The sequence below is a fragment of the Stenotrophomonas hibiscicola ATCC 19867 genome, assembly GCF_000382065.1.
In the GTDB taxonomy this organism is placed as follows: Bacteria; Pseudomonadota; Gammaproteobacteria; order Xanthomonadales; family Xanthomonadaceae; genus Stenotrophomonas; species Stenotrophomonas hibiscicola.
In genome coordinates this window covers 51695-75785 of sequence record NZ_KB907504.1, presented here as the reverse complement: position 1 = coordinate 75785, position 24091 = coordinate 51695, and the positions used below count along the sequence as shown (strand labels likewise).

Annotated in this window: 25 protein-coding genes, 1 tRNA gene and 1 pseudogene; 19 read left to right on the top strand and 8 right to left on the bottom strand. The window is 66.6% G+C overall.

Annotation, left to right across the window (positions count from 1 at the left end):
- Positions 1-45 precede the first annotated feature (45 nt).
- Both G370_RS0118040 and G370_RS0118035 read left to right on the top strand, forming a co-directional pair.
- Positions 46-729 (top strand): response regulator transcription factor, encoded by a 684-nt coding sequence (locus G370_RS0118040; RefSeq protein WP_004136763.1) that lies wholly within the window; start codon positions 46-48, stop codon positions 727-729.
- Between the two features lie 25 nt (positions 730-754).
- The gene (locus G370_RS0118035) at positions 755-2179 is read left to right on the top strand and encodes an ATP-binding protein (protein ID WP_032953760.1); all 1425 of its coding nucleotides are present in this window, start codon (positions 755-757) and stop codon (positions 2177-2179) included.
- Between the two features lie 85 nt (positions 2180-2264).
- Here the strand turns inward: G370_RS0118035 and G370_RS0118030 are convergent, their stop codons facing one another.
- Entirely contained in the window at positions 2265-3056 is a 792-nt protein-coding gene (locus G370_RS0118030; protein ID WP_019661842.1) for a M90 family metallopeptidase, read from the bottom strand.
- Positions 3023-3301, bottom strand: coding sequence for a hypothetical protein (locus tag G370_RS0118025; protein WP_005411956.1), 279 nt, complete (start codon positions 3299-3301; stop codon positions 3023-3025). Before G370_RS0118025 ends, G370_RS0118030 begins: the two co-directional genes overlap by 34 nt.
- Before the next feature lie 144 nt (positions 3302-3445).
- Between G370_RS0118025 and birA the strand changes: the two genes are divergently transcribed.
- The 6 genes and pseudogenes from birA to G370_RS0118000 all read left to right on the top strand — a co-directional run bounded on the left by birA (position 3446) and on the right by G370_RS0118000 (position 6969).
- Complete coding sequence (birA, locus tag G370_RS0118020; protein WP_019661841.1) at positions 3446-4414, top strand: bifunctional biotin--[acetyl-CoA-carboxylase] ligase/biotin operon repressor BirA; 969 nt, start codon at positions 3446-3448, stop codon at positions 4412-4414.
- Positions 4411-5142 carry a type III pantothenate kinase gene (locus G370_RS0118015; protein ID WP_019661840.1) on the top strand — a complete coding sequence of 244 codons (732 nt, stop codon included), beginning with the start codon at positions 4411-4413 and terminating at the stop codon, positions 5140-5142. The genes birA and G370_RS0118015 overlap by 4 nt, the downstream gene beginning before the upstream one ends.
- Positions 5143-5151: 9 nt before the next feature.
- Positions 5152-6000 carry an SPOR domain-containing protein gene (locus G370_RS0118010; RefSeq protein WP_019661839.1) on the top strand — a complete coding sequence of 283 codons (849 nt, stop codon included), beginning with the start codon at positions 5152-5154 and terminating at the stop codon, positions 5998-6000.
- Between the two features lie 40 nt (positions 6001-6040).
- Positions 6041-6116: transfer RNA gene (locus G370_RS0118005), tRNA-Thr, on the top strand.
- A gap of 205 nt (positions 6117-6321) precedes the next feature.
- Positions 6322-6608 (top strand): annotated as a pseudogene (locus tag G370_RS1000000121455) (type II toxin-antitoxin system RelE/ParE family toxin).
- A 58-nt stretch (positions 6609-6666) separates the two neighbouring features.
- Entirely contained in the window at positions 6667-6969 is a 303-nt protein-coding gene (locus G370_RS0118000; RefSeq protein ID WP_019661838.1) for an addiction module antidote protein, read from the top strand.
- Positions 6970-7026: 57 nt separating this feature from the next.
- Here the strand turns inward: G370_RS0118000 and G370_RS0117995 are convergent, their stop codons facing one another.
- Positions 7027-7350: a hypothetical protein gene (locus G370_RS0117995; RefSeq protein WP_019661837.1), complete on the bottom strand. Its 324-nt coding sequence runs from the start codon at positions 7348-7350 to the stop codon at positions 7027-7029.
- Positions 7351-7429: 79 nt separating this feature from the next.
- Positions 7430-7837: a hypothetical protein gene (locus G370_RS0117990; protein ID WP_019661836.1), complete on the bottom strand. Its 408-nt coding sequence runs from the start codon at positions 7835-7837 to the stop codon at positions 7430-7432.
- Positions 7838-8429: 592 nt separating this feature from the next.
- Between G370_RS0117990 and G370_RS0117985 the strand changes: the two genes are divergently transcribed.
- The 5 genes from G370_RS0117985 to G370_RS0117965 all read left to right on the top strand — a co-directional run bounded on the left by G370_RS0117985 (position 8430) and on the right by G370_RS0117965 (position 11455).
- Complete coding sequence (locus G370_RS0117985; protein ID WP_019661835.1) at positions 8430-9194, top strand: DUF3011 domain-containing protein; 765 nt, start codon at positions 8430-8432, stop codon at positions 9192-9194.
- 142 nt (positions 9195-9336) lie between these two features.
- Positions 9337-9726 (top strand): hypothetical protein, encoded by a 390-nt coding sequence (locus tag G370_RS0117980; protein ID WP_019661834.1) that lies wholly within the window; start codon positions 9337-9339, stop codon positions 9724-9726.
- An 85-nt stretch (positions 9727-9811) separates the two neighbouring features.
- On the top strand, positions 9812-10732 hold the full coding sequence (gene rocF, locus G370_RS0117975; RefSeq protein WP_019661833.1) for an arginase: 921 nt from the start codon (positions 9812-9814) through the stop codon (positions 10730-10732).
- Between the two features lie 162 nt (positions 10733-10894).
- Positions 10895-11032: an entericidin A/B family lipoprotein gene (locus G370_RS0117970; protein ID WP_019661832.1), complete on the top strand. Its 138-nt coding sequence runs from the start codon at positions 10895-10897 to the stop codon at positions 11030-11032.
- Between the two features lie 201 nt (positions 11033-11233).
- Positions 11234-11455: a CsbD family protein gene (locus tag G370_RS0117965; protein WP_019661831.1), complete on the top strand. Its 222-nt coding sequence runs from the start codon at positions 11234-11236 to the stop codon at positions 11453-11455.
- Positions 11456-11527: 72 nt separating this feature from the next.
- Here the strand turns inward: G370_RS0117965 and G370_RS0117960 are convergent, their stop codons facing one another.
- Complete coding sequence (locus G370_RS0117960) at positions 11528-12328, bottom strand: hypothetical protein (protein WP_019661830.1); 801 nt, start codon at positions 12326-12328, stop codon at positions 11528-11530.
- Between the two features lie 108 nt (positions 12329-12436).
- Between G370_RS0117960 and G370_RS0117955 the strand changes: the two genes are divergently transcribed.
- From G370_RS0117955 to G370_RS0117940, 4 genes are all read left to right on the top strand, one after another.
- Complete coding sequence (locus G370_RS0117955) at positions 12437-13732, top strand: tryptophan--tRNA ligase (protein WP_019661829.1); 1296 nt, start codon at positions 12437-12439, stop codon at positions 13730-13732.
- A 204-nt stretch (positions 13733-13936) separates the two neighbouring features.
- Positions 13937-14233, top strand: a complete 297-nt coding sequence (locus tag G370_RS0117950; RefSeq protein ID WP_019661828.1) for a hypothetical protein — start codon at positions 13937-13939, stop codon at positions 14231-14233.
- 203 nt (positions 14234-14436) lie between these two features.
- On the top strand, positions 14437-15369 hold the full coding sequence (locus G370_RS0117945) for an MBL fold metallo-hydrolase (RefSeq protein ID WP_019661827.1): 933 nt from the start codon (positions 14437-14439) through the stop codon (positions 15367-15369).
- Between the two features lie 105 nt (positions 15370-15474).
- The gene (locus G370_RS0117940) at positions 15475-17127 is read left to right on the top strand and encodes a M28 family metallopeptidase (protein ID WP_019661826.1); all 1653 of its coding nucleotides are present in this window, start codon (positions 15475-15477) and stop codon (positions 17125-17127) included.
- 177 nt (positions 17128-17304) lie between these two features.
- Here the strand turns inward: G370_RS0117940 and G370_RS0117935 are convergent, their stop codons facing one another.
- Together G370_RS0117935 and G370_RS0117930 are read right to left on the bottom strand one after the other, a co-directional pair.
- Positions 17305-17604 (bottom strand): hypothetical protein, encoded by a 300-nt coding sequence (locus G370_RS0117935; protein ID WP_032955509.1) that lies wholly within the window; start codon positions 17602-17604, stop codon positions 17305-17307.
- A gap of 67 nt (positions 17605-17671) precedes the next feature.
- Positions 17672-19006: an MFS transporter gene (locus G370_RS0117930; protein ID WP_019661824.1), complete on the bottom strand. Its 1335-nt coding sequence runs from the start codon at positions 19004-19006 to the stop codon at positions 17672-17674.
- Between the two features lie 223 nt (positions 19007-19229).
- Here G370_RS0117930 and yedA point away from each other — a divergent pair, with 223 nt between their 5' ends.
- Together yedA and rarD are read left to right on the top strand one after the other, a co-directional pair.
- A complete protein-coding gene (yedA, locus tag G370_RS0117925; protein WP_019661823.1) occupies positions 19230-20135 on the top strand; it encodes a drug/metabolite exporter YedA in 906 nt (301 codons plus the stop codon).
- The gene (gene rarD / locus G370_RS0117920) at positions 20132-21028 is read left to right on the top strand and encodes an EamA family transporter RarD (RefSeq protein WP_019661822.1); all 897 of its coding nucleotides are present in this window, start codon (positions 20132-20134) and stop codon (positions 21026-21028) included. Before yedA ends, rarD begins: the two co-directional genes overlap by 4 nt.
- 116 nt (positions 21029-21144) lie before the next feature.
- On the opposite strand, the gene G370_RS0117915 is transcribed toward rarD, so the two are convergent.
- Positions 21145-23970 (bottom strand): TonB-dependent receptor plug domain-containing protein, encoded by a 2826-nt coding sequence (locus tag G370_RS0117915; protein WP_019661821.1) that lies wholly within the window; start codon positions 23968-23970, stop codon positions 21145-21147.
- Between the last annotated feature and the right edge of the window lie 121 nt (positions 23971-24091).

The window sequence follows — 24091 nt, the reverse complement described above, 5'->3', positions numbered from 1 at the left end:
ACCCCACAGGCCTCCGGGCCACACCCAGGACACTAGGGAGAGTTCATGCGTATCCTTCTGGTCGAAGACGAAGCCCCGCTGCGTGAGACCCTGGCAGCCCGGCTCAAGCGCGAAGGCTTTGCAGTCGATGCTGCGCAGGACGGCGAGGAAGGCCTCTACATGGGGCGCGAAGTTCCGTTCGATGTCGGCATCATCGACCTCGGCCTGCCCAAGATGTCGGGCATGGAACTGATCAAGGCCCTGCGTGACGAAGGCAAGAAGTTCCCGGTGCTGATCCTGACCGCGCGTTCGAGCTGGCAGGACAAGGTCGAAGGCCTGAAGCAGGGCGCCGACGACTACCTGGTCAAGCCGTTCCACGTCGAAGAGCTGCTGGCCCGCGTCAACGCGCTGCTGCGCCGCGCCGCCGGCTGGAGCAAGCCGACCCTGGAATGCGGCCCGGTCGCCCTGGACCTGGCTGCGCAGACCGTCAGCGTGGCCGGCAGCAATGTCGACCTGACCAGCTACGAATACAAGGTGCTGGAGTACCTGATGATGCACGCCGGTGAACTGGTCTCCAAGGCCGACCTCACCGAGCACATCTACCAGCAGGACTTCGACCGCGACTCGAACGTGCTGGAAGTGTTCATCGGCCGCCTGCGCAAGAAGCTGGACCCGGATGGCGAACTGAAGCCGATCGAGACCGTGCGCGGCCGCGGCTACCGTTTCGCGATTCCGCGCAACGAGGGCTGAGCCGGCTCAGCCTGGCGAGACCATGATGTCCGGCCGTCTGTGGTTCTTCCGACGCTGGCGGCCGCGCTCCCTGCAGGCGCGCCAGATGCTTGCCGCGTCCGTGGGCCTGGTCGCGTTCCTGGCCCTGGCCGGTTACGCACTCGACGCCGCCTTCGCCGATACGGCGAAGGCGAACCTGCGTGAGCGCCTGAAGAACTACGCCACCGCGTACGCGGCCGGCATCGACTTCACCCGCGACCGCTCGCTGTACATCCGCGAGCAGCCGCCAGATTCGCGCTTCGACGTGCCGGGCAGTGGCCTGTACCTGCAGGTGGTGATGCCGCACGGCAAGGGCAATTCGATGTCCGCCGAAGGACCGATGCTGCCCACCGTCGGCGGCGGCCTGCTGGCGCCACGCCAGGAAGTGTTCGAAGGCCCGCTGCCGATGATCCAGATCGACGGCAGCCAGGGCTCGGTGTACCGCTATGGCCTGGGCCTGGTGTGGGACGCCGACGCCGACCCGGCCACCGAATTCCCGTACACCATCTATGTGATGGAAGACTCGCGCGCGTTGGGCGCGCAGCTGCGCGTGTTCCGTGGCCGTGTCTGGTTCTACCTGGGCGGCATCGGCCTGATCCTGCTGCTGCTGCAGACCGTCATCCTGCAGTGGAGCCTGCGTCCGCTGCGTCGGGTGATCACCGAGCTGACCAAGGTGCAGCGCGGCGAGACAGAGCGCATGAGCGAGCGCCACCCGCGCGAGCTGGAACCGCTGACCGACAGCATCAACGCCTTCATTGAAAGCGAGCGCGAGAACCTCGAGCGCCAGCGCAATACCCTGGCCGACCTGGCGCACAGCCTGAAGACGCCCATCGCCGTGCTGCGCACGCAGATGGACAGCGGGGCCGGCGATGGCGCCCTGCGCGAGGAGCTGGACGTGCAGCTGCAGCGCATGAACAACCTGGTCTCCTACCAGCTGGCACGTGCTGCATCGTCGGGCCACAAGCTGTTCTCCGCGCCGCTGCCGATTGAATCCAACGCCGAGGAGATCGTGCGCGGCCTGGAAAAGGTCTATGCCTCCAAGGGCGTGCTGTGCGAATTCGACATCGACCCGGCCGCGCGCTTCCACGGCGAACCGGGCGACCTGCAGGAACTGCTCGGCAACCTGCTGGAAAACGCCTTCAAGTGGGCCAACCGCCGCGTGCTGCTGACCGCGCAGCCGCTGCCGGCACCGAACGCGCGCCGCGCTGGCCTGCTGCTGGCGGTGGACGACGATGGCCCGGGCATTGCCCCGGACGACATCGGCAAAGTGCTACAGCGTGGCGTGCGTGGCGACGAGCGCGTGCAGGGCCACGGCATCGGCCTGTCGATCGTGCAGGACCTGATCAAGGATTACCGCGGCGAACTGGCCGTCGGCCGTTCCAGCGAACTGGGCGGCGCCCGTTTCGAAGTGCGCTTGCCGCCGGGGCCGTAAGCCCCCGCAAACGGTAGTGCCGGCCGCTGGCCGGCACCCTCATGATCTTCGGTGGCATTGCCAGGGTGCCGGCCAGCGGCCGGCACTACCGTGTCTCGATCGCCGGCGGCTCGCCATAGAACCGCCGCAGCTGCGCGGCCACCTCCGGCAACGCCTGCTGCAGCAGATCCGGTGCCGAGAAGTGATACTCGCTGGTCACCGCGAAGAATTCTTCCGGCGCTTCGGCCGCATACGGATCGATCAGCGTTTCTTCGCCCGCATCCACCTGCGCGCAGAACGCATCGTAGGCGCGCTGGAAGATGGCCGCCCACTCACGCTGCCATTCGCGCGGCAGCGGCGGCGTGCCGTCCATCGCGCCATCCAGTGCATCCAGCTTGTGCACCATCTCGTGCACCGCCACGCAGTAGCCCTCGTGCGGCGCGGCCAGGTCGGCCTGCACATCGGCCCAGGACAGGATCAGCGGACCGCTGTCCCACGACTCGCCAATCAGTTCGTCATCCCACTCATGCAGTACGCCGGCCGCATCCATGTGGCTGCGATGTACGCGGAATGCATCGGGGTAGACGATCAGCTGCGACCAGCCTTCCAGACCCACCTCGCCGAACTCCAGCAGCGGTAGGCAGCATAGTGCCGCCAGCAGCACGCCATCGCCGGCCTCCAGCTGCAGCTCGCCGATCGGGGTAATGGTCTTCTCGTGCAGGAAGCGTGCGGCCAGTACGCGCAATCGCGCGCGGCGTTCGTCGTCCAGACCGTGCAGCCAGGCCGCACGGCGGCAGGCCTCATTCCACAGTACATCGTCGATCGGCCGCGGCGCAGGTCGCAGCCACTGCAGCAACGACTTGATCAGCGGAACATTCCCGGCAGGTAGCTGTGCCACTTCGGTGCGCGGATGCGCTGCAGCACGTCGTCGTCGCTGCCACCGCCGCCCGTGCTGGTGTTGGCTGCCGGGCGGACCGGTGCCGGCTTGGTGGTGGCGGCCGAAGCGGTCGCGGTCGGTGCACGCTGCGAGGCGGCATCGCCGTTGGAGGACACGCAGGCGCCGCGGCTGTCGTCCAGCGCTGCCGTCGCAGACGCCGCGAAGGGCATCGTCAGCAGGATCAGGCAATGGGCATAGCGGCGCATTGACGACATCCACGTTAAGGGAAGGTGAGTTCCCGATTCTAGCCCGAACCCGGCGCCCCGTTGGAAGCCCCCGCAGAACCCAGCGTGGCGGGCGCCGCTGGCGGCTTTCCCGCATAATTCCTTCCTGACTTCGTGGAAGCTGCCGTGGACGACCGCCAATTGCTGGCCAAACTCGCTGCCGGTCGCCTCTCCGGCGACGCCCTGGCCCGTGAGCTGGGCCAGACCCGGGCGGCCATTTGGAAGCGTATTCAAGGACTTAGAGCCGCCGGTGTGGACATCGAAGGCCGTGCAGGTGAGGGCTATGGCCTGACCCGCCCGGTCGACCTGCTGGACCCGGATGCGATCCGTGCCGGCCTGCCCGCCGAGGTGCTGCCGCTGCTGCACGACCTGCAGGTGGCCTGGACGGTGGACTCGACCAATGCCGAATTGCTGCGTTGCAGCGCGCCCCAGCGCGGGGTGAGCGTCCTGCTGGCCGAACGCCAGACCGGCGGCCGCGGCCGTCGCGGCCGTACGTGGGCGTCGCCGCTGGCCGCGCATGTGTACCTGTCGGTGCTGCGGCTGTTCTCCGGTGGCCTCGGCCGCCTGGCCGGGCTGAGCCTGGTGGCCGGCATCGCCGTGGCCGAAGCGCTGCACGACCTGGGCTATACCCAGGCGCAGCTGAAGTGGCCGAATGACCTGATCGTCGATGGCAAGCGCAAGCTGGTCGGCCTGCTGGCCGAGGGCGGTGGCGAATATGCCGGCCCGGCGCGCGCGGTGATCGGCATCGGCATCAACACGCACATGCCGCCATCCTTCGCCGAGCAGATCACCCAGCCGTGGGTGGACCTGGACACGCTGGCCGGCAAGCCGGTGGACCGCAACGTGGTGGTTGCTGCCGTGCTGGCGCGCCTGCTGCCGGCACTGGAAGAATTCGATCGCGAAGGCCTCGCTCCCTTTCTGCCGCGCTACGCCGCGTTCGACATGCTGGCCGGTCGCGAAGTACGGGTGGAACTGGAAGGGCAGTGGCAGCATGGCACCGCGCTCGGCCTGGCCGATGACGGCGCCTTGCGCGTGCGCATCGATGGCCGTGAGCGCCTGCTGCACGCCGGCGAAGTCAGCGTGAGGGCGGCATGAGCGATTGGTTGTTCGACCTCGGCAACTCGCGCTTCAAGTTCGCGCCGTTGCAGGGCGACCGTGCCGGTGACGTGCAGGCCTGGGCGCATGGCGCCGAAGGCATGGCCGGACAGCCGCCGCACAGCCTGCCCAGCGGCACCACCGCGTTCGTGGCCAGCGTGGCCGCACCGTCGCTGACCAGCGCGATGCTGGACCAGCTGCAGCGTCGCTTCGAGCACGTGCACGTGGTGCGTACCAGCGCCGAATGCGCCGGTGTGCGCATTGCCTATGCCAAGCCGGAAAAGTTCGGCGTCGACCGCTTCCTGGCGCTGCTGGCCGCTGCCAAGGCGCAGCGCCCGGTGCTGGTGGTGGGCGTGGGCACCGCACTGACGATTGACCTGCTCGACGCTGACGGCCAGCACCACGGTGGCCGCATTTCCGCATCGCCCACCACCATGCGCGAAGCGCTGCACGCCCGTGCCGTGCAACTGCCGGCTACCGGCGGCGACTACAGCGAATTCGCCAACGACACCGCCGATGCGCTGGCTTCCGGTTGCGATGGCGCCGCAGTGGCGTTGATCGAACGCAGCGCGCAGCAGGGGCACGCGCTGCTGGGCGTGGCGCCGTCGCTGCTGGTGCACGGGGGCGGCGCACCGGCGCTGATGCCGTTGCTGCCCGGCGCCGACTACCACCCCTCGCTGGTGCTGGATGGCCTCGCCCGCTGGGCGGTGCACCAGCCCGCAGGCTAGTATCCGCGCATGCTGACCCGTGCCCTGATCGTCGTACTGGCCATCCTCAATCTTGGCGTCGCCTGCTGGTGGCTGCTGCGCGATGCGCCGGAGAAGCCTGCGCCGCCGCCGCAACCCGCCGGCGTGGCCGAGTTGCGCTGGGTGCCCGGTGGCGTGGATGCCGCTGCGGCCGCCGAAGCCACGGCTGCCGCGCCGACCGCGCCGTTGATGGAGCGCGAACCGGCGGAGAAGACGGCCGTGGCTGTAACGCCGGCGCCCGCCGCCCCGGCCAAGCCGGAGATTGCCAAGCCGCAGGCGGCTGAGGCTACGCCGGTTGCTGCCGCTGCCAAGCCGGCAACACCGCCTGCATCAGCCCAAGCGCCGGGAAAACCCGCAACCCCGCCCGAGGCTGCCGAACCGCCGCGCTGCGTTGCGCTGGGCCCGTTCGCCGACCGTGCGGCCGCGACCAGCGCGCAGGGCAAGGCCGGCACGCTGCTCAGCCAGGTACGCCTGCGCGAACAGCCCGCTGCCAGCGGCAGCGCCCGCTACCGGGTGATGCTGCCGGCAGCCGCCAGCCGCGAAGAGGCCCAGGCCACGGTGAAGCGCATCGTCGCCGCCGGCCTGAGCGACTACTACATCATCAGCCAGGGCGAGGAGGCCAACGCCGTGGCGCTGGGCCAGTACCGCAACCGCGAAGGCGCCGAGCGGCGCATGGCGGCGGTGCAGGCCGCCGGCTTCCAGCCGCGCCTGGTGGCCAGCGGCGACGCCGGCCAGTGGTGGCTGGAAGCGCAACTGGCGGCGGGCACGCAGCCGGCCCAGGCCCAGCAGCGCAGCGGGGCGGCACAGAGCCGGTCGCTGGAATGCACGCGGTTGCGCTAGAATCCCCGGACCGCGGCGCTGCCGCCGGTGCACCACCCATGCCGCTTTAGCTCAGTTGGTAGAGCAACTGTCTTGTAAACAGTAGGTCATCCGTTCGATTCGGATAAGCGGCACCACCAAACTCCAGTTGTGCAGCTCGACACGGCGGCGCAGTAATCGGTCGAGCACTGCTCTCTGCTGCGTCTCTCCCCTTCTTTTCCTTCCTTGCTGTTATCTCATCTTGCACCTGACGAGGTGCGTCCCACCTGCCTGTGCGCGTGCTTCGTGGTCGATGCGCGTTTCTCGTAGTTGAAAATGTGTAGCCAGTAGGCTACATCTTCCATGAAGATCCAGCGTACCCGTCAGTTCGCGGCATGGATTGACGCTCTCAAGGACGTAACTGCACGCGCTCGCATCCTGGCCCGCATCGGTCGGCTCGCCGAAGGCCATCCGGGTGATCACCGCCATCTGGGGACGGTATTTCCGAACTGCGTATCGATGCAGGGCCGGGCTACCGCCTGTACTACACCCAGCGCGGCAGGCAGTTGCTGGTTCTTTTGGTCGGAGGTGACAAAAGCTCACAGCAACGCGATATCGAAAAGGCCAGGGAGATTGCACGTGCCCTGTGAGCGTCGAACCGGCTGTAGTCGAAACGAATCAATACCGAAGTACTGGAGCAGTTCCATCATGGCGACCAAGAAAAAAGTCGAACTCAAAGCATTTGATGTGGCCGAACACCTTCGGACACCCGAAGAAATGGCCGCCTATCTCGACGCCTGCATCGAGGAAAGCGACGGCGATTCCGCGTTCATTGCCAAGGCGCTCGGCGACATCGCGCGCGCTCAGGGTATGAGCAAGGTTGCGCGCGCGGCGGGCCTGTCGCGCGAGAGTCTTTACCGCGCACTGTCCGGCGAACGCAGCCCCGATTTCGCCACCATCCTGAAGGTGACCCGTGCCTTGGGTGTGCGCCTGCATGCCAGTGCCCTGTGAGGCATCAAGGCACTGAGCTCCACTTCCGCCGCCCCAAGAAGTCCGGTGCGATCAGTCTCAATCAATCCGAATGATGCGGATCAACCCTCTTGTTGACGATCTGTCTCCGAAGGCGGCCACCGTGCCACAGGGAAATACCTCTTTCGCACCGTCATGGTTGATGAAGGAGATCGTGCAGTGTGCCCGCGTTCCAGGTGTGATGCGGGTGATGTCGCGGTCATTCAGGACGAAGCTGTACCACATGACTTCAGGGCTTATGGAAAGCGCCTTGGGACGCGTGGTGGAGGCGATCATCTCGGCAACAGCGCCACCGCGCGAATCCACTTCGTCCAGCCGCAGCTCAACAAAAACAGGTTTCAGGTTTGGATAGGGTGTGCGCATTTCAGGAGTGGGTCAGCCTGATTCGATAGCCGGGGTAGCGAGGCGTTGACGCTGTGCGTTGGAATCCCACCGTTCTGCATTACTGAGCCCCCTGCACCTGCAACGCCACATACTCCGCCAGCCCCCGGCAGGCCAGCATCAGTCCCTCGCGCGTGCCATCGCCGATATCGTCTTTCTCTTCCCCGTCCACGCGCACGCGCTCTGCGGCGTGATACAGCTCCAGCAGCGACACCAGGCCCACTGCGGCGCGATCCCTGCGTGCGGCGGCCACCGTGTCGCCAGGTGTGCTTGCCGGTCCCGGCCACGGCTGTCCATCGGCGGCGTCCCCGGCGTGGATGCGCTGCAGGCAGCCGGGCAGGTTGATGGGCGCGGGCGCCTCGTTGGCGGCGGCGAAAGCGGCTTCCAACGGCTGCGCCAGTTCGGGCGGCAGGCGCAGGGCAGCCTCGCCCAGGGTGGCGGTCAGGTACGGGTGATGGGTTTTGGGCATGCGGGCGTCCTCGTCGGCAACAGAGGTGCCACCCGAAGAGGGTGGCGGGCGATGCGTGGCTTCCAAGACCGGGTCAACGAATCGGCGGGCACGAGGCCCCCACGCACCGCCCGCCGTCGATCGGCGAACGGATTGCCAGCCGGCGCCGCCCCTGAAAGGACGACGCCGGCTGGCAAGCGTATACATCGTTGACAACACGGGCTTGGAAGTCCCGACCACCTTTGCAGGTGGCGATTCATCATGCGCACGCGAAATCCCCGCCTGCCAGTCGTTTGTTTCGATGGCATCGGGTGATCTGAAAGGAAGAATGAATTATCGCGTTCGGCCCGTTTCGAGCATCGCAATGCCAGAAGCGACATATCGCGCGGGGCTGCAACCAACGACGAATCCTGGTGCGTCATTGCTGTCGCACAGCCCTTCATGGCGCAGGAAGTAAAGCTGGCTTAACTTCCCCGGCAGGGCTTCCAGAACACCCTACCAGACATGAATCCCCACGCGCACCACCCGGATCTTGATATTCCTCACGTACAGCCAGCGACGCCCCACGCATACTGCCTCCACACGCCCACCTGGGCCCCTTCGGGATCCGCACATGCGTCGCCACGTCCTGTCGCTCACCGTCGCACTGGTATCCGCCGCTTTCGTGGCCCCGGCCATGGCTGCGGTACCGTTCTTCAACGCCAGCTGCCCGGGCGGCATCGATGTTCACGCCGACGATGGCGGGCCGGTCTACGTGCAGGGCCGCGAGGCCACGCTGAAGCGCTTCAACGACCGCTATTTCGAAGCACGCGATGCCAACAGTGGTATCACGTTGTCGATCAGCCGCAGCGATGACGGCACGCCGCAGATCAGCTACACCGGCCGTGGCGGCGCCAATGGCATCTGTCAGGTCAGTAGCAGTGGTGCGCCTGCGCCCGCCGCAAACAGCGTTCGCCCTCGCGACGCTGCCGCCGGGGATGCCGCGCTACCCCGCGAAGTCACCTGCGAATCCACCGGCCAGCAGCAGGTGTCGTGCGATCTGAATACCCGCGGCAACGTCGAAATCGTGCGCCAGCTCAGCCGTACCCGCTGCGAGGAAGGCAAGAACTGGGGGCTGACGCGGCATTCGGTGTGGGTGAACGGCGGCTGCCGCGCGGTGTTCCGCAATGTGTCCTCGGTGGCCACCCCCGCGCCGGCGGGCGATACCGCGCTGGGTTCCTGCAACATGCGCAAGAGCGCGCAGGGCACGCCGGTGACCCAGATGCCGGTGGGTAGCGACTACCAGGAACTGATCATCGATTACCCCGATGGCCGCTTCCTGTGCATGATGCGCAACAACGGCCAGGTGCAGAGCCTGACGCCGATGCGGAAGCAATGACCACGCCTTAGCGTGAAATTACTTTCGTGTGCCTGTTCCCAACGTCTTGCGGACCGCCGTTCAGTTGGGGCGATCTCTGTCGATATCTTTGGGATGAACGGCGCCATCGGGTGGCCGGTGGCAATGGTCCAGGATCCAGTCGATGAGAGACTTCAAGTCGGGAGACATTCATGGCGATGTCAACATTAACGACGGCTCCAGCACTTCTTACAAGTTGTTGATCCATTGCAGTGCCACAGAGTTACTGGATGAAGAGCGGTATCGACGGTCGCTTCTGGACAGAGAGCAGGCAACACGGTGGGGACGGGTTTACAAGTTGCTGGGCGTGGCGGTGCTGGCCGGACTTGTCGCGGCGGTATGGCTCTTTCTTGAAGGAAGGATGGATGCGGTTACGTTGGTATTAGGGCTCTTTGCGCTGGTCGTTGGCTACGCTGCAGTCAAAGGTTCCACCATAAGGACGGACTTTGAGCAGCGTCAGATCGATGCCTTGCAGGAAATCCACACACTCTTGCGCGAGCGGGGCGCGCGTTGAGCGGGCCAGCCCTGCTGCACCGCCGCGAGTGGTGTCACACAGCTCTGGCTAGACTGTGCTTCTTTTTCCCCCGCAGGAGGCACCCATGGCCCATCCCATTTCCGTATCGTTGATTGGCGTTCCCACCGATGTCGGTGCGGGCCATCGCGGTGCACGGCTGGGGCCGGAAGCGCTGCGCGTGGCTGGGCTGCCGGAGGCGCTGGAGGCGCGTGGCGTGGACGTGCGCGACCTGGGCAATCTGGATGGTCCGCGCAACCCGTGGACCGCGCCGGTGGAAGGTTACCGGCACCTGGATGAAGTGGTGGCGTGGAACCACGCGCTGATGGAAGCCAGCTATGCCGAACTGCAGGCCGGGCGCATGCCGATCATGCTCGGCGGCGACCACTGCCTGGGCATCGGTTCGATCACTGCGGTGGCGCGCTGGTGCCGCGAGCAGGGCAAGACCCTGCGCGTGCTGTGGCTGGATGCGCATTCGGACTTCAACACCAGTGACGTGACCCCGTCGGGCAACATCCACGGCATGCCGGTGGCCTGCCTGTGCGGCCTCGGCCCGGAGGCGCTGACCCACCTCGGCGGCAGCGCACCGGCGATCACCCCGTCGCAGATGCACCAGATCGGTATCCGCTCGGTGGACCCGGAAGAAAAGCGCCTGATCAAGACCCACAAGGTGGATGTCTATGACATGCGCTACATCGACGAGAACGGCATGAAGCGCACCGTGGAGGCGGCGCTGGCCGGTATCGACGAGAACACCCACCTGCATGTCAGCTTTGATGTGGACTTCCTCGACCCCAGCATCGCACCGGGCGTGGGCACCACCGTGCCGGGCGGGGTGAACTACCGTGAGGCGCAGCTGGTGATGGAAATGATCGCCGACACCGGGCGCATGGGGTCGCTGGACATCGTTGAGCTCAACCCCTTGCTGGACAAGCAGAATGCCACCGCCGAACTGGCCGTTGACCTGGTCGAAAGCCTGTTCGGCAAGTCCACCCTGATGCGCGACTGACCGCCCCTGCTGAACGGATTGCCGAACCGTTCACACCCGCTCCACGCCCCTGCCGCCAGATTGCACTTCACGCGGCGGCAGTGGGCATTGGTGCCCTCCCGCCGAGCGAAAGAATCCCATCCGCGAATGAAGCGGTATAGCGGCGAACCCAAGGAGAAGCCCATGAAGCGCGTAGTTGCCCTGATGCTGTTGTCGATGTTCTCGGTGGCCCTGCTGGCCGGTTGCAACACTGTGGCCGGTGCCGGCAAGGACGTGCAGAAGGCCGGTGAGAAGGTTGAGGATGCCGCCAAGGGCAACTGAGCCCGGCGCGGAACGGAAGGAAAGAGGCCGGGGATCATCCCCGGCCTTTTTCTTGCACGCTGCCACACACGGCTGTGCAAGCGGAGTGAACCATTCAAGCAGGTGAGCACGCATTTCATTGCTGGTTGACCGGTACTCAACAGCGACTGCGCGAAGCTGGAACCACGGTAAGAACGCCGTTGCAACCAAGGACTCCCAGCAATGAACAAAGACATCATTTCCGGCAAGTGGTCGCAGCTGAAGGGCAAGGCCCAGGCCAAGTGGGGCGATCTGACCAACGACGATTTCGATGTGGCCGAAGGCAATGCCGAATACCTGGCCGGTCGCCTGCAGGAGCGTTATGGCTGGGCCAAGGACCGCGCCGAGAAGGAAGTCCGGGATTTCGAAGACAGCGTGCGCAAGGATTACCCGGATTACAAGTAAGCCCCCGGGTTTCCCCCACGACACAACGCCCGCGCCGAAAGGTTGCGGGCGTTGTGTTGTCTGCGCGGAGGATCAGCGTGCCGGCGGGTCCGGCACGTAGCGGTTGGGGAACGCCTGCGGTTCGCGCGGCAGGCGTGACGGCGAATCGACCAGGATGCCGCGCGCGCGCAGGTTGCGGGCGCTGTCGTAGCGCAGCTGCAACACCTGCGCCGGGCTGCGGCTGGCGCGCTCGAACTCGGTATCGCGCACCGAGGACTGCTCGCGCGCGCCGTGGCCGGTGCCCAGCGCCGGCGCCTGCGGCTTGCTGGCGTAGCCCTCGATGCGGCTGGCGCTGGCATCGGCGGCCGCTTCGGCCTGTGCAGCCGGGGCCGGCGGTGGCAGGCCCCGGCGCAGGATCGGCTCAGGGCGCCAGCGGCGCGCTTCCTCGAACACGGCCACGCCCACCACGCCGATGTTGTCGGGGCGGCCGGTGCGGCTGGCATAGCTGCCGCTGGGGCTGCTGAAGACGAACTGCGCCACTTCGTCCTGGCTCTTGCGCCAGCCGGTGATGTCGGCGCGCTGTCCGGGGTTGAGCACGTAACCGGTCTGCGAGGGATCGGCATCTTCGCCGGAGATGGCGTTGACGCCGTCCACCGACAGCACCACCAGCACCCGGCGGGGGCTGTCGTTGTACAGGCGCACGGCGTAGCGGTGACCGCGCTCACCGGCCACCCAGCGCTGGCCCTCGGCGGGGTAGCTGCGCAGTTCGGTGCCGCGGTCGCGGTCGACCAGGGCCATGCGCACGGGGCCGCCCTCGTAGACCGGCGGCGGCATCGGAGCCGGGCGGAAGCCGGCCAGAGGCAGGATAAGCAGCAGGGGCAGCAGGCGTTTCATCGGGCGTCTCCAGCGGGGTTGCGTGAATGAACGCGCCGCGGGCCCTGACGGGGTTGGTGGCGTGCAAGGTAAACTGGCCCCGTTCATCGAAGGTTACCCCACGCAGTCATGACCACCCGAGTCCTTACCGGCATCACTCCCTCCGGCACGCCCCACCTGGGCAACTACGTTGGCGCCATCCGCCCGGCCATCGCGGCCAGCCGCGCGCCGGGGATCGAGAGCTTCTTCTTCCTGGCCGACCTGCACAGCCTGATCAAGTCACAGGACCCGCAGCGCACCCAGCGCGCGACCCTGGAGATCGCGGCCAGCTGGCTGGCCTGCGGCCTGGACCCGGAACACGTGTGGTTCTACCGGCAGAGCGACATCCGCGAGACCACCGAGCTGATGTGGTTCCTGACCGCCATCGCCAGCAAGGGCATCCTCAACCGCGCGCACGCCTACAAGGCGGCGGTGGACAAGAACCGCGAGGAAGGCGTGGACGAGGATGCAGGCGTCAGCGCCGGCCTGTTCATGTACCCGGTGCTGATGGCCGCCGATATCCTCATCTTCAAGGCCAACCAGGTACCGGTGGGCCGTGACCAGATCCAGCACATCGAGATGGCGCGCGATTTCGCCCAGCGCTTCAACCACGTGTACGGCAAGGAGTATTTCCCGCTGCCGGACGTGGTGATCGACGAGCAGGTGGCGACGCTGGCCGGCCTGGATGGCCGCAAGATGAGCAAGAGCTACCACAACACCATTCCGCTGTTCGTGCCGCGCGAGGAGCTGAAGAAGCTGGTGTTCTCGATCCTGACCGATTCGCGCGCACCGGGCGAGCCGAAGGACACCGAGGGCTCGGCGCTGTTCCAGATGTACCAGGCCTTCGCCACCCCGGAACAGACCGCCGAATTCGCCAGGGCGTTCGCCGCCGGCATCAGCTGGGGTGACGCCAAGCAGCAGCTGTTCGAGCGCATCGACAGCGAGCTGTCGCCGCTGCGCGAGCGCTACAACGCGCTGATGGCCGAGCCGGATAAGATCGAAGCGCTGCTCAAGCGCCGTGGCCAGCAGCTGCGTGAGCAGCTGGCGGCACCGCTGCTGGAGGAACTGCGCCATGCGGTGGGCCTGCGTGACCTGTCCACCGCCGGCGATATCGCCAGCGAGGACGCCGGCGTGGCCCGCGTGGCACCGCCGCAGTTCAAGCAGTACCGCGAGAAGGACGGCCGTTTCTACTTCAAGCTGACCGCCGGTGACGGCACGCTGCTGATCCAGAGCGAGGGCTTCGATTCGCCGCGCGATGCCGGGCAGTTGATCGCGGTGATCAAGCAGGCCGAGCAGGGCGACCAGCTGCAGAGCGAACTGTTCAAGCTGGAAGCCGAAGTGGACGCCGTGCTGGCCGCGCTGGCCGTGCTGCGCGAAGGGACCTGATCGCCGGGCCTGCCTGCCCTTTGTAGAGTCGAGCCATGCTCGACTTTGCTCCGCCTCTGTAGAGCCGAGCCCATGCTCGGCTGGGCTGCAAAGCAGCCGAGCATGGGCTCGGCTCTACAGGGAAGCACTCCGCCGGCACGACCGTGGCACAGCGCCCGTGGCATGATGCCCACGCGCCTCCGGCGCGATGACATGGAGTCTGCGATGGCCTGGTTGTCGCTGCTGCTGTTCCTGCCCTGGTTCCTGCTGCTGGGCAGCCTGTACTGGCTGTTCCCGCGCCAGCCGCGCACCGCGCGGCGGCGCCTGTTCGATGGCACCACCCTGTTGCTGGCCTTCGCCCTGAGCATCGCGTCGATGCTGTGGGGGTATCGCATCGGCATGGCACAGCTTGGTGCCGGCCCCATCTGGCCGCAGGTACTGGCGGTGCTTTACGCCTACGGCGCGTTCCTGGCGGTGCTGGTGCTGGCGCTGCTGGTGCGGCCGCGATGGCTGGACCGGTAGTCCCGCCTTTGTAGAGTCCAGCCATGCTCGACTTCGCGTGCCGCTGTAGAGCCGAGCCTATGCTCGGCTGATGCCTGACAGAATGGCAGCCGAGCGTGGGCTCGGCTCTACAGAAGCGCCCCTCCGACCAAAGCCGCATCGAACCCGGGCCGCCTGCGCGCCTACCATGGGCTTCTGTTTCCGAGACTGCCAGGTGCGTGCCGATGACCGCCGACCCCAGCATCCATACCATCGATACCGGTTTCCAGCGCCCGGACTTCGACGCGGCTTACCTGATCGTTGAAAGCGGCCGCGCGGCCTTTGTCGATTGCGGTACCGGCCTTTCCGTGCCGGCCATGCTGCAGGCGCTGGCCGACGCGGGGCTGGGCGTGGACGCGGTGGACTGGCTGCTGCTGACCCATGTGCACCTGGACCATGCCGGTGGCGCCGGCCTGCTGATGCAGCAGCTGCCGAACGCGAAAGCGGTGCTGCACCCGCGCGGTGCGCCGCACATGATCGACCCGACCCGGCTGATCGCCGGTGCTACGGCGGTGTATGGCGCCGAGGAAATCGCTCGCAGCTATGGTCGTATCGAGGCCATTCCCGAACATCGTGTGGTGGTGGCCGAGGACGGCCACCGTATCGACCTGGCCGGCCGCGAGCTGGTATTGCTGCACACGCCGGGCCACGCACTGCACCACTACTGCGTATGGGATGCACGAAGCCGCAGCTGGTTCACCGGCGATACCTTCGGCATTTCCTACCGCGAGCTGGACAGCGCGCAGGGGGCCTTCATCTTCCCGACGTCGTCGCCGGTGCAGTTCGACCCGGAAGCGATGAAGGCCTCGATCCGGCGCATGCTGGGCTACGGCCCGCAGGCGATGTACCTGACCCACTACGGCCGTGTGGAACAGGTGGAGAAACTGGCCAACGACCTGTTCGAACAGATCGATGCGATGGCCGCCATCGGCCGCCAGTGCGATGGCCGGCCGGACCGTCACCGCTGCCTGCTGGCTGCACTGCAGGCGCTGTACCTGGAACGTGCACAGCTGCATGGCTGTGCGCTGGACGATGCGGCGGTGACTGCGGTGCTGGCGATGGACATCGAACTCAACGCGCAGGGCCTGGCCTGCTGGCTGGATCGCATCCGTCGGTAGCTCCACGCCATGCGTGGATGACGCAAGCTCACGCTGCACCGCGATGTCACGACCACGTTACACTCTGGTGACTTCCAAGCTAGCCGTGGTACTGCCGTGAATCCGATGCGCGTGTTGCTGCTGTCGTCCTGCCTGTTCGTCGGTGGCCTGGCCCATGCGGCCAATGACCTTCCCGGTGGCGGCATCGATCCGCAGGCACTGTCGCGGCACGTGCGCGTGCTGGCGTCGGATGAGTTCGAGGGCCGCGCACCGGCCACCGAGGGCGAAGAGCGCACGGTGCAGTACCTGATCGAGCAGTTCCGCAGCTATGGCCTGCAGCCGGGCGGCGTGGACGGCAGCTGGGTGCAGCCGGTGCCGCTGGTGCGCGCGCAGCTGGAAGGCGCGGCCAAGGCCAGCCTGTCGCTGAAGCAGGGCAAGCGTGCGCTGGCCAATGGCGTGGACGTAACCCTGCAGAGCCTGCAGCCGCGCAAGCGCGTGCAGATCAAGAATGCACCGTTGGTGTTCGTCGGTTACGGCATTGATGCGCCGGAACGCCACTGGAACGACTACAAGGACGTGGACCTGCACGGCAAGATCGCCGTGGTGCTGATCAACGACGCCGATTTCGAAGCCGATGCGCCGGGCGCGTTCGACGGCAAGGCGGTGACCTACTACGGCCGCTGGACCTACAAGTTCGAGGAAGCCGCACGCCGTGGCGCCGAGGGCGTGCTGATCGTGCACGAGACCGCGCCGGCCGCCTATGGCTGGGCCACGGTGAAGAGCTCGGGTACCTCGCCGCTGTTCGACATCGAACGCAGCCAGGCCGAGGCGATGGCGCAGCACACGCCGCTGCGCGGCTGGATGCAGCGCGAGCTGGCCGAGGCGATCTTCGCCGACGCCGGCCTCGATTTCGATGCGGAGAAGCGCAAGGCGATGCGTGCCGACTTTCGCCCGGTGGCGCTGGACAACGCCAAGCTGAGCGTGGACTTCGCGCTCAAGCGCGAACAGGTAGTCACCCGCAACGTGGTGGCCAAGCTGCCCGGTGGCGAGCATGCCGACGAGGCGGTGATCTTCTCCGCGCACTGGGATGCGTTCGGTATCGGCCAGCCCGACGCCAAGGGTGACCGCATCCGCCGTGGTGCGATCGACAATGCCACCGGCGTGGCCACGGTGCTGGAACTGGGCCGCGTGTTCGCCGCTGGCCCGCAGCCTCAGCGCACGCTGTACTTCGTAGCACTGACCGCCGAAGAGAAGGGCCTGCTGGGCGCCAGCTACTACGCCGCGCATCCGCTGGCGCCGCTGGACAAGACCGCCGCGGTGCTGAACATCGAAATGTTCAGCCCGGATGGCCCGACCCGCGACATCGCCTCGTGGGGCAAGGGCCGGGTGTCGCTGGAAGGCGACCTGGAACGCGTGGCCAAGGCCCGCGGCCGCAGCTACAGCCCGGATCCGAACCTGGAAGCCGGCTTCTTCTACCGCGCCGACCACTTCGCCTTCGCCCGCCTGGGCGTGCCGGCGATCACCATCGGCCCGGGCCTGGACAAGCTGGACGGTGGGGTTGAAGCCGGCCGCGCGCTGCGCGAGAAGTACTTCGCCGACTGCTACCACCAGGCCTGCGATGCCTGGACGCCGAGCTGGGACCCGAGCGGCCACGCTGCGGACACCCTGCTGGTCTACGACCTGGGTGCGGAGCTGGCCAACAGCCGCCGCTGGCCCACGTGGGAAAAGGAATCGGAGTTCCGCGGCGCGCGCGACAAGAGCGAAGCGGCCCGCCGCTGAGGATCGGAATCGGCGGGGTGTCATGTCATTCCGCCGCGGGTAGAGTCGACTGATAGTCGACTATCGCGCGCAGCGCGGGTTTTTCGGTGCCGACAGAGAGAGCAGTCGACTAACAGTCGACTCTACCGATTGCCGATTGCCGATTGCCGATTGCCGATTGCCGATCAGCGGCCGGCACTACCTGCGCCGGCGCAACAGCTTCCACGCGCCCCAGCCGCCGGTGGCGAGCGCTGCCAGATAGCACGCCACCATCGTGCGCAGGCCGACCAGCGATCCGCCGTTGACGCCGCGATGCAGGCGCAGCTGCAGCGAGCTGTGGCCGCTGCCCAGGTCCACTGCCAGCTGCAGCGCCAGTGCGGCGCAGAACACCAGCAGGGCGACCCCGAGCCCGGTGCTTGGCCATGCGGCCTGTGCGTTGGGGCGGCGCAGCAGCCAGGCCAGTGCCGTGGCTGCGGCCAGCGCCGCCGCGATCCACATCAGTGGCGTGGCGGCAGATGCAGCGGCCACCGGCAGTGCACCGGTGGCCGCGATCAGGGCAACGCGCTTACTTGCGGGTGCCGTCGAGCCAGTTCGGGCCCTTGTTGGTGAGGAAGAACACATAGACCACCAACGATACCGCGATCGTTGCGGTCACGTAGAGGGCGAACCAGTCGACGTGGCCGGTCTTCAGCGCGCCCTGGTACAGCAACGGGGCGGTGCCGCCGAACAGCGAGTTGGCCAGCGCGTAACCCAGGCCTACGCCCAGTGCACGCACGTGGGTGGGGAACAGCTCGGCCTTCACCACCGCGTTGATGGACGTGTAGCCGGTGAGGATGACGAAGGCCAGTGCCAGGGTCAGGAAGGCCAGGGTGGCGTCGTGCTGGTGCGGTAGCTGGGTGATCAGGTACCAGCTGTACAGCACGCCGCCGGCGCCGAAGAACACCAGCAGGGTCTTGCGGCCGATGATGTCAGACAGCCAGCCGCCGACCGGCTGCAGCGCCATCAGGAACGCCAGCACGCCCAGGTTGATCAGGGTGCCGGTCATCGGATCGTTGCCGGCGAAGGCGCTCTGGATCATCTTCGGGCCGTTCACCGAGTAGGTGTAGAAGGCCACGGTGCCACCGGCGGTGATCAGGAAGCACAGCAGCAGCGGCCGCCACTGGTGCACGAACAGTTCGTACATCGAACCGGATTTCTGTGCCTTGCCCTCGCGCGCGGCCTCGATGGACGACTCCGACAGCGACTCGTCCATGCCACGGCGCAGCCAGAACACCACCACCGCGGCGATGCCGCCGATGCCGAATGCGATGCGCCAGCCCCACTCGGAGATCTCCGGCTTGCCCCAGAAGGTCAGCATCAGCAGCAGGGTCAGCTGGGCCAGCACATGGCCGCCGACCAGGGTGACGTAGTGGAAGGAGGACAGGAAGCCGCGGCGGCCGGGAATGGCCGCCTCGGACATGTAGGTGGCGCTGGCGCCGTACTCGCCACCGGTGGCGAAGCCCTGCAGCAGGCGCGCGAACAGCAGGATCACGGCGGCCCAGATGCCGATGCTGGCGGCGGTGGGGGTGATGGCGATGAGGAACGAACACAGCGCCATCAGCGTGACCGAGACCGTCAGCGCCAGGCGACGGCCATGGCGGTCGGCGAAGCGGCCGAAGAACCAGGCACCAATCGGGCGCATCAGGAAGGTCGCGGCGAAGATCGCCCACACGTACAGGGTGGAGTTCTTGTCGTCCGGCGAGAAGAACTGCGATTCGAAGTACACGGCGAACACCGAGTACACGTAGACGTCGTACCACTCCACCAGGTTGCCGGCGGAGCCTTTGAGGGTGTTGGAGATCGAACGCCGCAGGGCGGCACGGTCGTTCGCGGGTACGGCAGGATGGGACGTGGTGCTCATCTGGGTGGGAATCCTCGATGCGGCGCGTCCGTGCGCAGGGAAAACGGCGCCCGGCCTTGGGGCGGCGCGGCCGGACAGCCCTCTTGGTACTGCATGGGCCGTCAACACGGGGTAGCAGACCAGAGCAGGGTGCATGGATGGATGACAGCGTGCCACCGTATGGGGTCCCGGACCATACTCAAAACGTCCTAGAATCCGCCTTCCCCCGGCTCCCTGGTGTGTCATGTCGGCTCCCCCCTCTTCGTCTGCGGCTGCCCCCCGGGGTGGCCTTGTTGCGCTGGCATTGCTGCTGGTCTACGTGGTCTGGGGCTCGACCTACCTGGGCATCGCCAAGGCCCTGCACGGCGGCGCGCTGCCGCTGACGATGGTGTCCGGCAGCCGGTTCATCATTGCCGGTGGCCTGATGTTCCTGGCCTTGCGCCTGTTCTGGAAGATGCCGAACCCGACCCTGCGGCAGTGGCGCAACCTGGGCATCATGGGCGTGACCATGCTGGTGCTGGGCAACGGCATGGTGGTGCTGGCCGAGCGCGAGGTGTCCTCGGGACTGGCAGCCACTGCGGTGGCCTCGGTGCCGCTGTGGATGGCGCTGTTCTCGGCGCTGCGCGGCCAGCACGCCAGCCGCGGTGAGTGGCTGGGCATCGCCATCGGCTTCCTCGGCGTGGTCTGGCTCAACGCAGGCAGCAGCCTGACCGCCTCGCCGACCGGGCTGGTGCTGCTGCTGATCGCGCCGGTCGGCTGGGCATTCGGCTCGGTGTGGGCACGCGGACTGGACCTGCCGGGCCCGTTCATGACCGCCGCCGGGCAGATGATCTGTGGCGGTGTGCTGCTGGTGCTGATCGGCCTGGCGGTCGGCGAGCGCCCGACCACGCTGCCCGATACCGGTGGCCTGCTGGCGATGGCCTACCTGTGCGTGTTCGGCTCCATCGTCGCGTTCACCGCCTACGTGTGGCTGCTGCAGAACGTGCGCCCGGCGCTGGCTGGCAGCTATGCATACGTCAATCCGGTCATTGCGGTGCTGCTGGGCGCGCTGCTCAACGGTGAGCGCTTCGGCTGGCGCGACCTGCTGGCGATGGCGGTGATTCTCCTGGGTGTGGTGGTACTGACGATGGCAAGGACGCGCAAGAAATGAGCATGGACGAGAAAGAACAGCGCCGTGGCCTGCTGGTCACGGCTTCCACCTTCGTCATCTGGGGTCTGGTGCCGGTGTACTGGCACCTGCTCAATGAGGTGCCATCGTTCCAGATCATCGCCCACCGCATCATCTGGAGCACCGTGCTGGTGCTGGGCTGGCTGCTGCTCAGCGCACGCCTGGGCTGGTGGCGGAAGATCGCTGCGCAGCCGCGCGCGCTGCCGATTCTGCTGGTCTCGAGCCTGACCATCGCCTTCAACTGGGGCCTGTACATCTGGGCGGTCAACGCCGGCCATGTGATCGAGACCAGCCTGGGCTATTTCATCAACCCGCTGGTGAACGTGCTGCTGGGCGTGCTGGTGCTGAAGGAGCGGCTGCGCCGCCTGCAATGGGTGGCGGTGGCGATGGCGGCAGTGGGCGTGGCCTGGCTGACCATCGATGCCGGCACACCACCATGGATCGCGCTGGGCCTGGCCTGTTCGTTCGGCCTGTACGGCCTGCTGCGCAAGCTGGTTTCGGTCGACCCGGTGGCGGGCCTTGGCGTGGAGAGCATGTACCTGTTCCTGCCGGCGCTGGGCTTCGCGATCTGGGCCGAAAATGGTCATGGTGGCGCGTTCTTCCACGGCTGGGGCTGGCGCAACGACCTGCTGCTGATCTTCGGCGGTGTGGTGACGGCGGTACCGTTGATTGGCTTTGCCTACGGCGTGAAGCGCATTCCGTTGTCACTGGTCGGCATCCTGCAGTACATCGCGCCGAGCCTGCAGCTGCTGCTGGGCGTGTTCTTCTTCCACGAAGCCTTCGACGCCGGCAAGGCGATTGGCTTTGCCGCGATCTGGGCCGGCCTGATCCTGTTCGTCGGCGACAACATCCGCACGATGCGCGCCAAGCGGTAGCACCGGGCCGGATCGACTGGCACGCATGAAAAAAAGAGCGGCGCCCCGGGGGGCGCCGCCCTGCTTCCATCCACCGCCAGGAGAGAGATGGCGGTGGCGGGAACGCGGGTGCAGGCTCAGAAGCGCTGCTGGTACTTCATGTACATGAAACGACCGATGTCGAAGCCGCCGTAGTAGACGAAGCTGCTGTTGGGCTGGCTGTACATGATCGGACCCTGGTGGTCGAACACGTTGTTCAGGCCCAGCGAGACGGTGCCGTCCCACGGCAGGGCGTAACGCACCTGCAGGTCGTGGAAGGTGTTCGAACCCACCTTGTTGGTCGGCGAGGCATCGGTGTAGGCCGAGCTGAAGCCCGGCATGTTGCACTCGTCCATGTAGGAGCACTTCTCCTTCATGCTGGAGTAGTAGCGTGCAGTCCAGCCGATGCCCAGGTTGCCGTACTGCCAGTCCAGGTTGAGGGTAGAGCGCACACGGAAGTTGCCACCCCAGCTGGTCAGCTGTTCCACCGGCGTGGTCGCGGCGTTGTCGTTGCGCTGCTCCAGATAGTCGGTGTAGGTGGTGTTCCAGGTAACTGCGAACTTGCCGAACGCGGTTTCCGGCAGGCGGTAGCGCGCGCTGATGTCATAGCCGGCGGTTTCGCGGTAGCCGGCGTTGACCAGCGAACGGTCCAGTGCGTTGACCTGGCCGTTGCTGCCACGAGTGAAGCGGCCGCAGGCGGCGTCCGAGCCCTGCACGTAGCACTGTTCCAGGATGTTGGTGGCCGACTCGCCAACGATGGCGTTGTCGATGCGGATCTTCCACCAGTCCAGGCTGACGTCCAGGCCCTGCACGAAGTCGGGGCTGTAGACCAGGCCCACGGTCCAGGTCTTGGCGGTTTCAGGCTTCAGGTTCGGGTTGGAACCGGAGTTGAAATCGGTGGTGGCCTGCTGGCCCGGCTTGCTGGCCACGCTGCCGTCGCTGTTGAGCTGGCGGAAGTTGGCCGGCACCTTCAGGGCCTTGCAGCGTGCGGCAACGGCGGCGCTGGTGGCGGCAGTGCCGAACGAGGTATCGCACGGGTCGGTGAACGAGTCACGGCTGCTGACAGTGCCGCCGTACAGGTCGTCCACGGTCGGCGCACGGAAGCCGGTGCCGTAGGTGGCGCGCACCAGCAGGCTGTCGATCGGCTTCCACTTCACGCCGAACTTGCTGTTGGTGGTGGAACCGAAATTGTTGTAGTCCGAGTAGCGACCGGCAACGTCCAGCGAAAGCTCGCGGGCGAAGGCCATGTCGGCCAGCAGCGGCACCTGCATTTCCAGGTAGACCTCGTTGAGCGAGTAGTCACCCTGGGTCGGCTTGCCGCTGGTGCCGGCGATCTGGCCGTTCTGCACCATCAGGTCCGGGGTGTAGCGTGCTTCTTCGGTGCGGTGCTCGAAGCCCATCGCAGCCATGATGTCGCCGGCCGGCAGCGAGAACAGCGAACCGGAGATGTTGGCGCTGGCCACCTTGGTGGTGGTCTGGCTCTTGTCCACGTAGCGGGCGAACAGGTAGTCCTGCACGTCCTGGTTGCTCAGCGAGCCCGGGCCGGTGTAGCCCATCGGCGCGGCCGGGTTCCACGGCACGCAGCCGGCGATCACCGCATCGCGGGTACCGCAGTAGGCCACGCCGTTCTCGATGAAGGACGGGCCGACGGCCAGGTTGACGTTCGGCTGGTACATGCTGCCGGTGCCGACGCGCTCGCCTTCATTGCGGTTGTAGGTGTAGCTGACGTTCCAGTCCCAGTAGCGCGAGCCGGTTTCGAAGCTGCCTTCCAGGCCCAGGCTGCCGCGCTTGGTTTCCAGGGTGTTCTCGGTGCCGCGCAGCATCTCTTCGGTGCGATGCGAGAACAGCACGTCCTGGCCCCACAGGTTGAATGCGCTGTCCTTGGACAGGGCGGCGCGGCTGCCGTTGCGCGCCTGCGTGGCGGTGACCGAGTACGGGTAGCCAGCCAGGTGCTTGGTCGATTCGCGCTTGCTGTACATGGCATCGGCAACGATGCGCAGGTCATCGGTGATCGAGAAGCCGCCGTTGGCGAACACCGAGGTGCGCTCCAGGCCGGTCAGCAGGCTCATGTTGGTCTTGGTGTTGGCACCATCGGCCGGGTTCGGCGCGTGGAAGTTGCCGGCGCTGGTCGGGTCGCCGCCCGGACCGACGGTCAGCGGCTTGCCGCCGACGGTGACGCTGCCCCACGGCGTGGTGCCGTTGAGGCCATCGTTCGGATGGCGCGGACCGTTGACGTAGCGGCTGAACTCGCGCGCGCCGCCCATCACTTCGTCTTCCTTGGTGCGCTCGGCGCCAACGCTGAACCAACCGCGGTCGAAGGTCTTGCCGAAAGTGGCACTGTAGGAGCGCTTCTGCCCATCGCCTTCACCGTACTGGCCGACGTAGACGCTGGCTTCGCCACCATCGAAGTTCTTGCGGGTGATGATGTTGACCACACCGGCGATGGCATCGGAGCCGTACAACGCCGATGCGCCATCGGTCAGCACTTCAACGCGCTCCACGATGGCCGAGGGGATGGAGGCCAGGTCGGAGTAGCCGCCGGCGCTGACGCCCATGCGGCGGCCGTCGATCAGCACCAGGCTGCGCTCGGGGCCCAGGTTGCGCAGGCTGACATACATTCCGCCGAAATCGCGCGATGAGGTCAGCGACGACGCGCGGCTCATGCTTGGCGAGCCGGCAGCGGTCACATCCTGCAGGATGTCGGCGACGTTGACGTAGCCCTTCTTCTCGATCTCCGCGCGGTTGAGCGCGACCACCGGCTGAGCGGTTTCGACACTGGCCTGGCGGATGCGCGAGCCGGTGATTTCGATGCGGTCGAGGTTGGTGGTGTTGTCGCCCGCATCCTGTGCGAAGGCGGGGGTAGTGCAGCTGGCGGCCAGCGCGATGATGATCGCGTTGCGCAGCGGGGTGGTCTTCAGGGACATCCGTGAAATCTCGTGTTTCAGAAAAAACAAGCGTCCATTCTGTGGACGCGTGGGGTGCTGCAAACCAACGTGGGGGGCCGGATTCTAGAGTGTTTTCATTCGCAACTGTTTGTCGCGATGC

Coding starts and splice junctions, on each gene's coding strand:
- rarD (WP_019661822.1), top strand. CDS start 20,132: ATGAGCATGGACGAGAAAGAACAGCGCCGTGGCCTGCTGGTCACGGCT.
- G370_RS0117995 (WP_019661837.1), bottom strand. CDS start 7,350: ATGCGCACACCCTATCCAAACCTGAAACCTGTTTTTGTTGAGCTGCGG.
- rocF (WP_019661833.1), top strand. CDS start 9,812: ATGGCCCATCCCATTTCCGTATCGTTGATTGGCGTTCCCACCGATGTC.
- G370_RS0117955 (WP_019661829.1), top strand. CDS start 12,437: ATGACCACCCGAGTCCTTACCGGCATCACTCCCTCCGGCACGCCCCAC.
- G370_RS0117930 (WP_019661824.1), bottom strand. CDS start 19,006: ATGAGCACCACGTCCCATCCTGCCGTACCCGCGAACGACCGTGCCGCC.
- G370_RS0118000 (WP_019661838.1), top strand. CDS start 6,667: ATGGCGACCAAGAAAAAAGTCGAACTCAAAGCATTTGATGTGGCCGAA.
- G370_RS0118015 (WP_019661840.1), top strand. CDS start 4,411: ATGAGCGATTGGTTGTTCGACCTCGGCAACTCGCGCTTCAAGTTCGCG.
- G370_RS0117970 (WP_019661832.1), top strand. CDS start 10,895: ATGAAGCGCGTAGTTGCCCTGATGCTGTTGTCGATGTTCTCGGTGGCC.
- G370_RS0117935 (WP_032955509.1), bottom strand. CDS start 17,604: ATGTGGATCGCGGCGGCGCTGGCCGCAGCCACGGCACTGGCCTGGCTG.
- G370_RS0117985 (WP_019661835.1), top strand. CDS start 8,430: ATGCGTCGCCACGTCCTGTCGCTCACCGTCGCACTGGTATCCGCCGCT.
- G370_RS0118035 (WP_032953760.1), top strand. CDS start 755: ATGTCCGGCCGTCTGTGGTTCTTCCGACGCTGGCGGCCGCGCTCCCTG.
- G370_RS0118025 (WP_005411956.1), bottom strand. CDS start 3,301: ATGCGCCGCTATGCCCATTGCCTGATCCTGCTGACGATGCCCTTCGCG.
- G370_RS0117950 (WP_019661828.1), top strand. CDS start 13,937: ATGGCCTGGTTGTCGCTGCTGCTGTTCCTGCCCTGGTTCCTGCTGCTG.
- G370_RS0117980 (WP_019661834.1), top strand. CDS start 9,337: ATGAGAGACTTCAAGTCGGGAGACATTCATGGCGATGTCAACATTAAC.
- G370_RS0117965 (WP_019661831.1), top strand. CDS start 11,234: ATGAACAAAGACATCATTTCCGGCAAGTGGTCGCAGCTGAAGGGCAAG.
- G370_RS0117990 (WP_019661836.1), bottom strand. CDS start 7,837: ATGCCCAAAACCCATCACCCGTACCTGACCGCCACCCTGGGCGAGGCT.
- G370_RS0118040 (WP_004136763.1), top strand. CDS start 46: ATGCGTATCCTTCTGGTCGAAGACGAAGCCCCGCTGCGTGAGACCCTG.
- G370_RS0117945 (WP_019661827.1), top strand. CDS start 14,437: ATGACCGCCGACCCCAGCATCCATACCATCGATACCGGTTTCCAGCGC.
- yedA (WP_019661823.1), top strand. CDS start 19,230: ATGTCGGCTCCCCCCTCTTCGTCTGCGGCTGCCCCCCGGGGTGGCCTT.
- G370_RS0118010 (WP_019661839.1), top strand. CDS start 5,152: ATGCTGACCCGTGCCCTGATCGTCGTACTGGCCATCCTCAATCTTGGC.
- G370_RS0117915 (WP_019661821.1), bottom strand. CDS start 23,970: ATGTCCCTGAAGACCACCCCGCTGCGCAACGCGATCATCATCGCGCTG.
- G370_RS0117960 (WP_019661830.1), bottom strand. CDS start 12,328: ATGAAACGCCTGCTGCCCCTGCTGCTTATCCTGCCTCTGGCCGGCTTC.
- G370_RS0117940 (WP_019661826.1), top strand. CDS start 15,475: ATGCGCGTGTTGCTGCTGTCGTCCTGCCTGTTCGTCGGTGGCCTGGCC.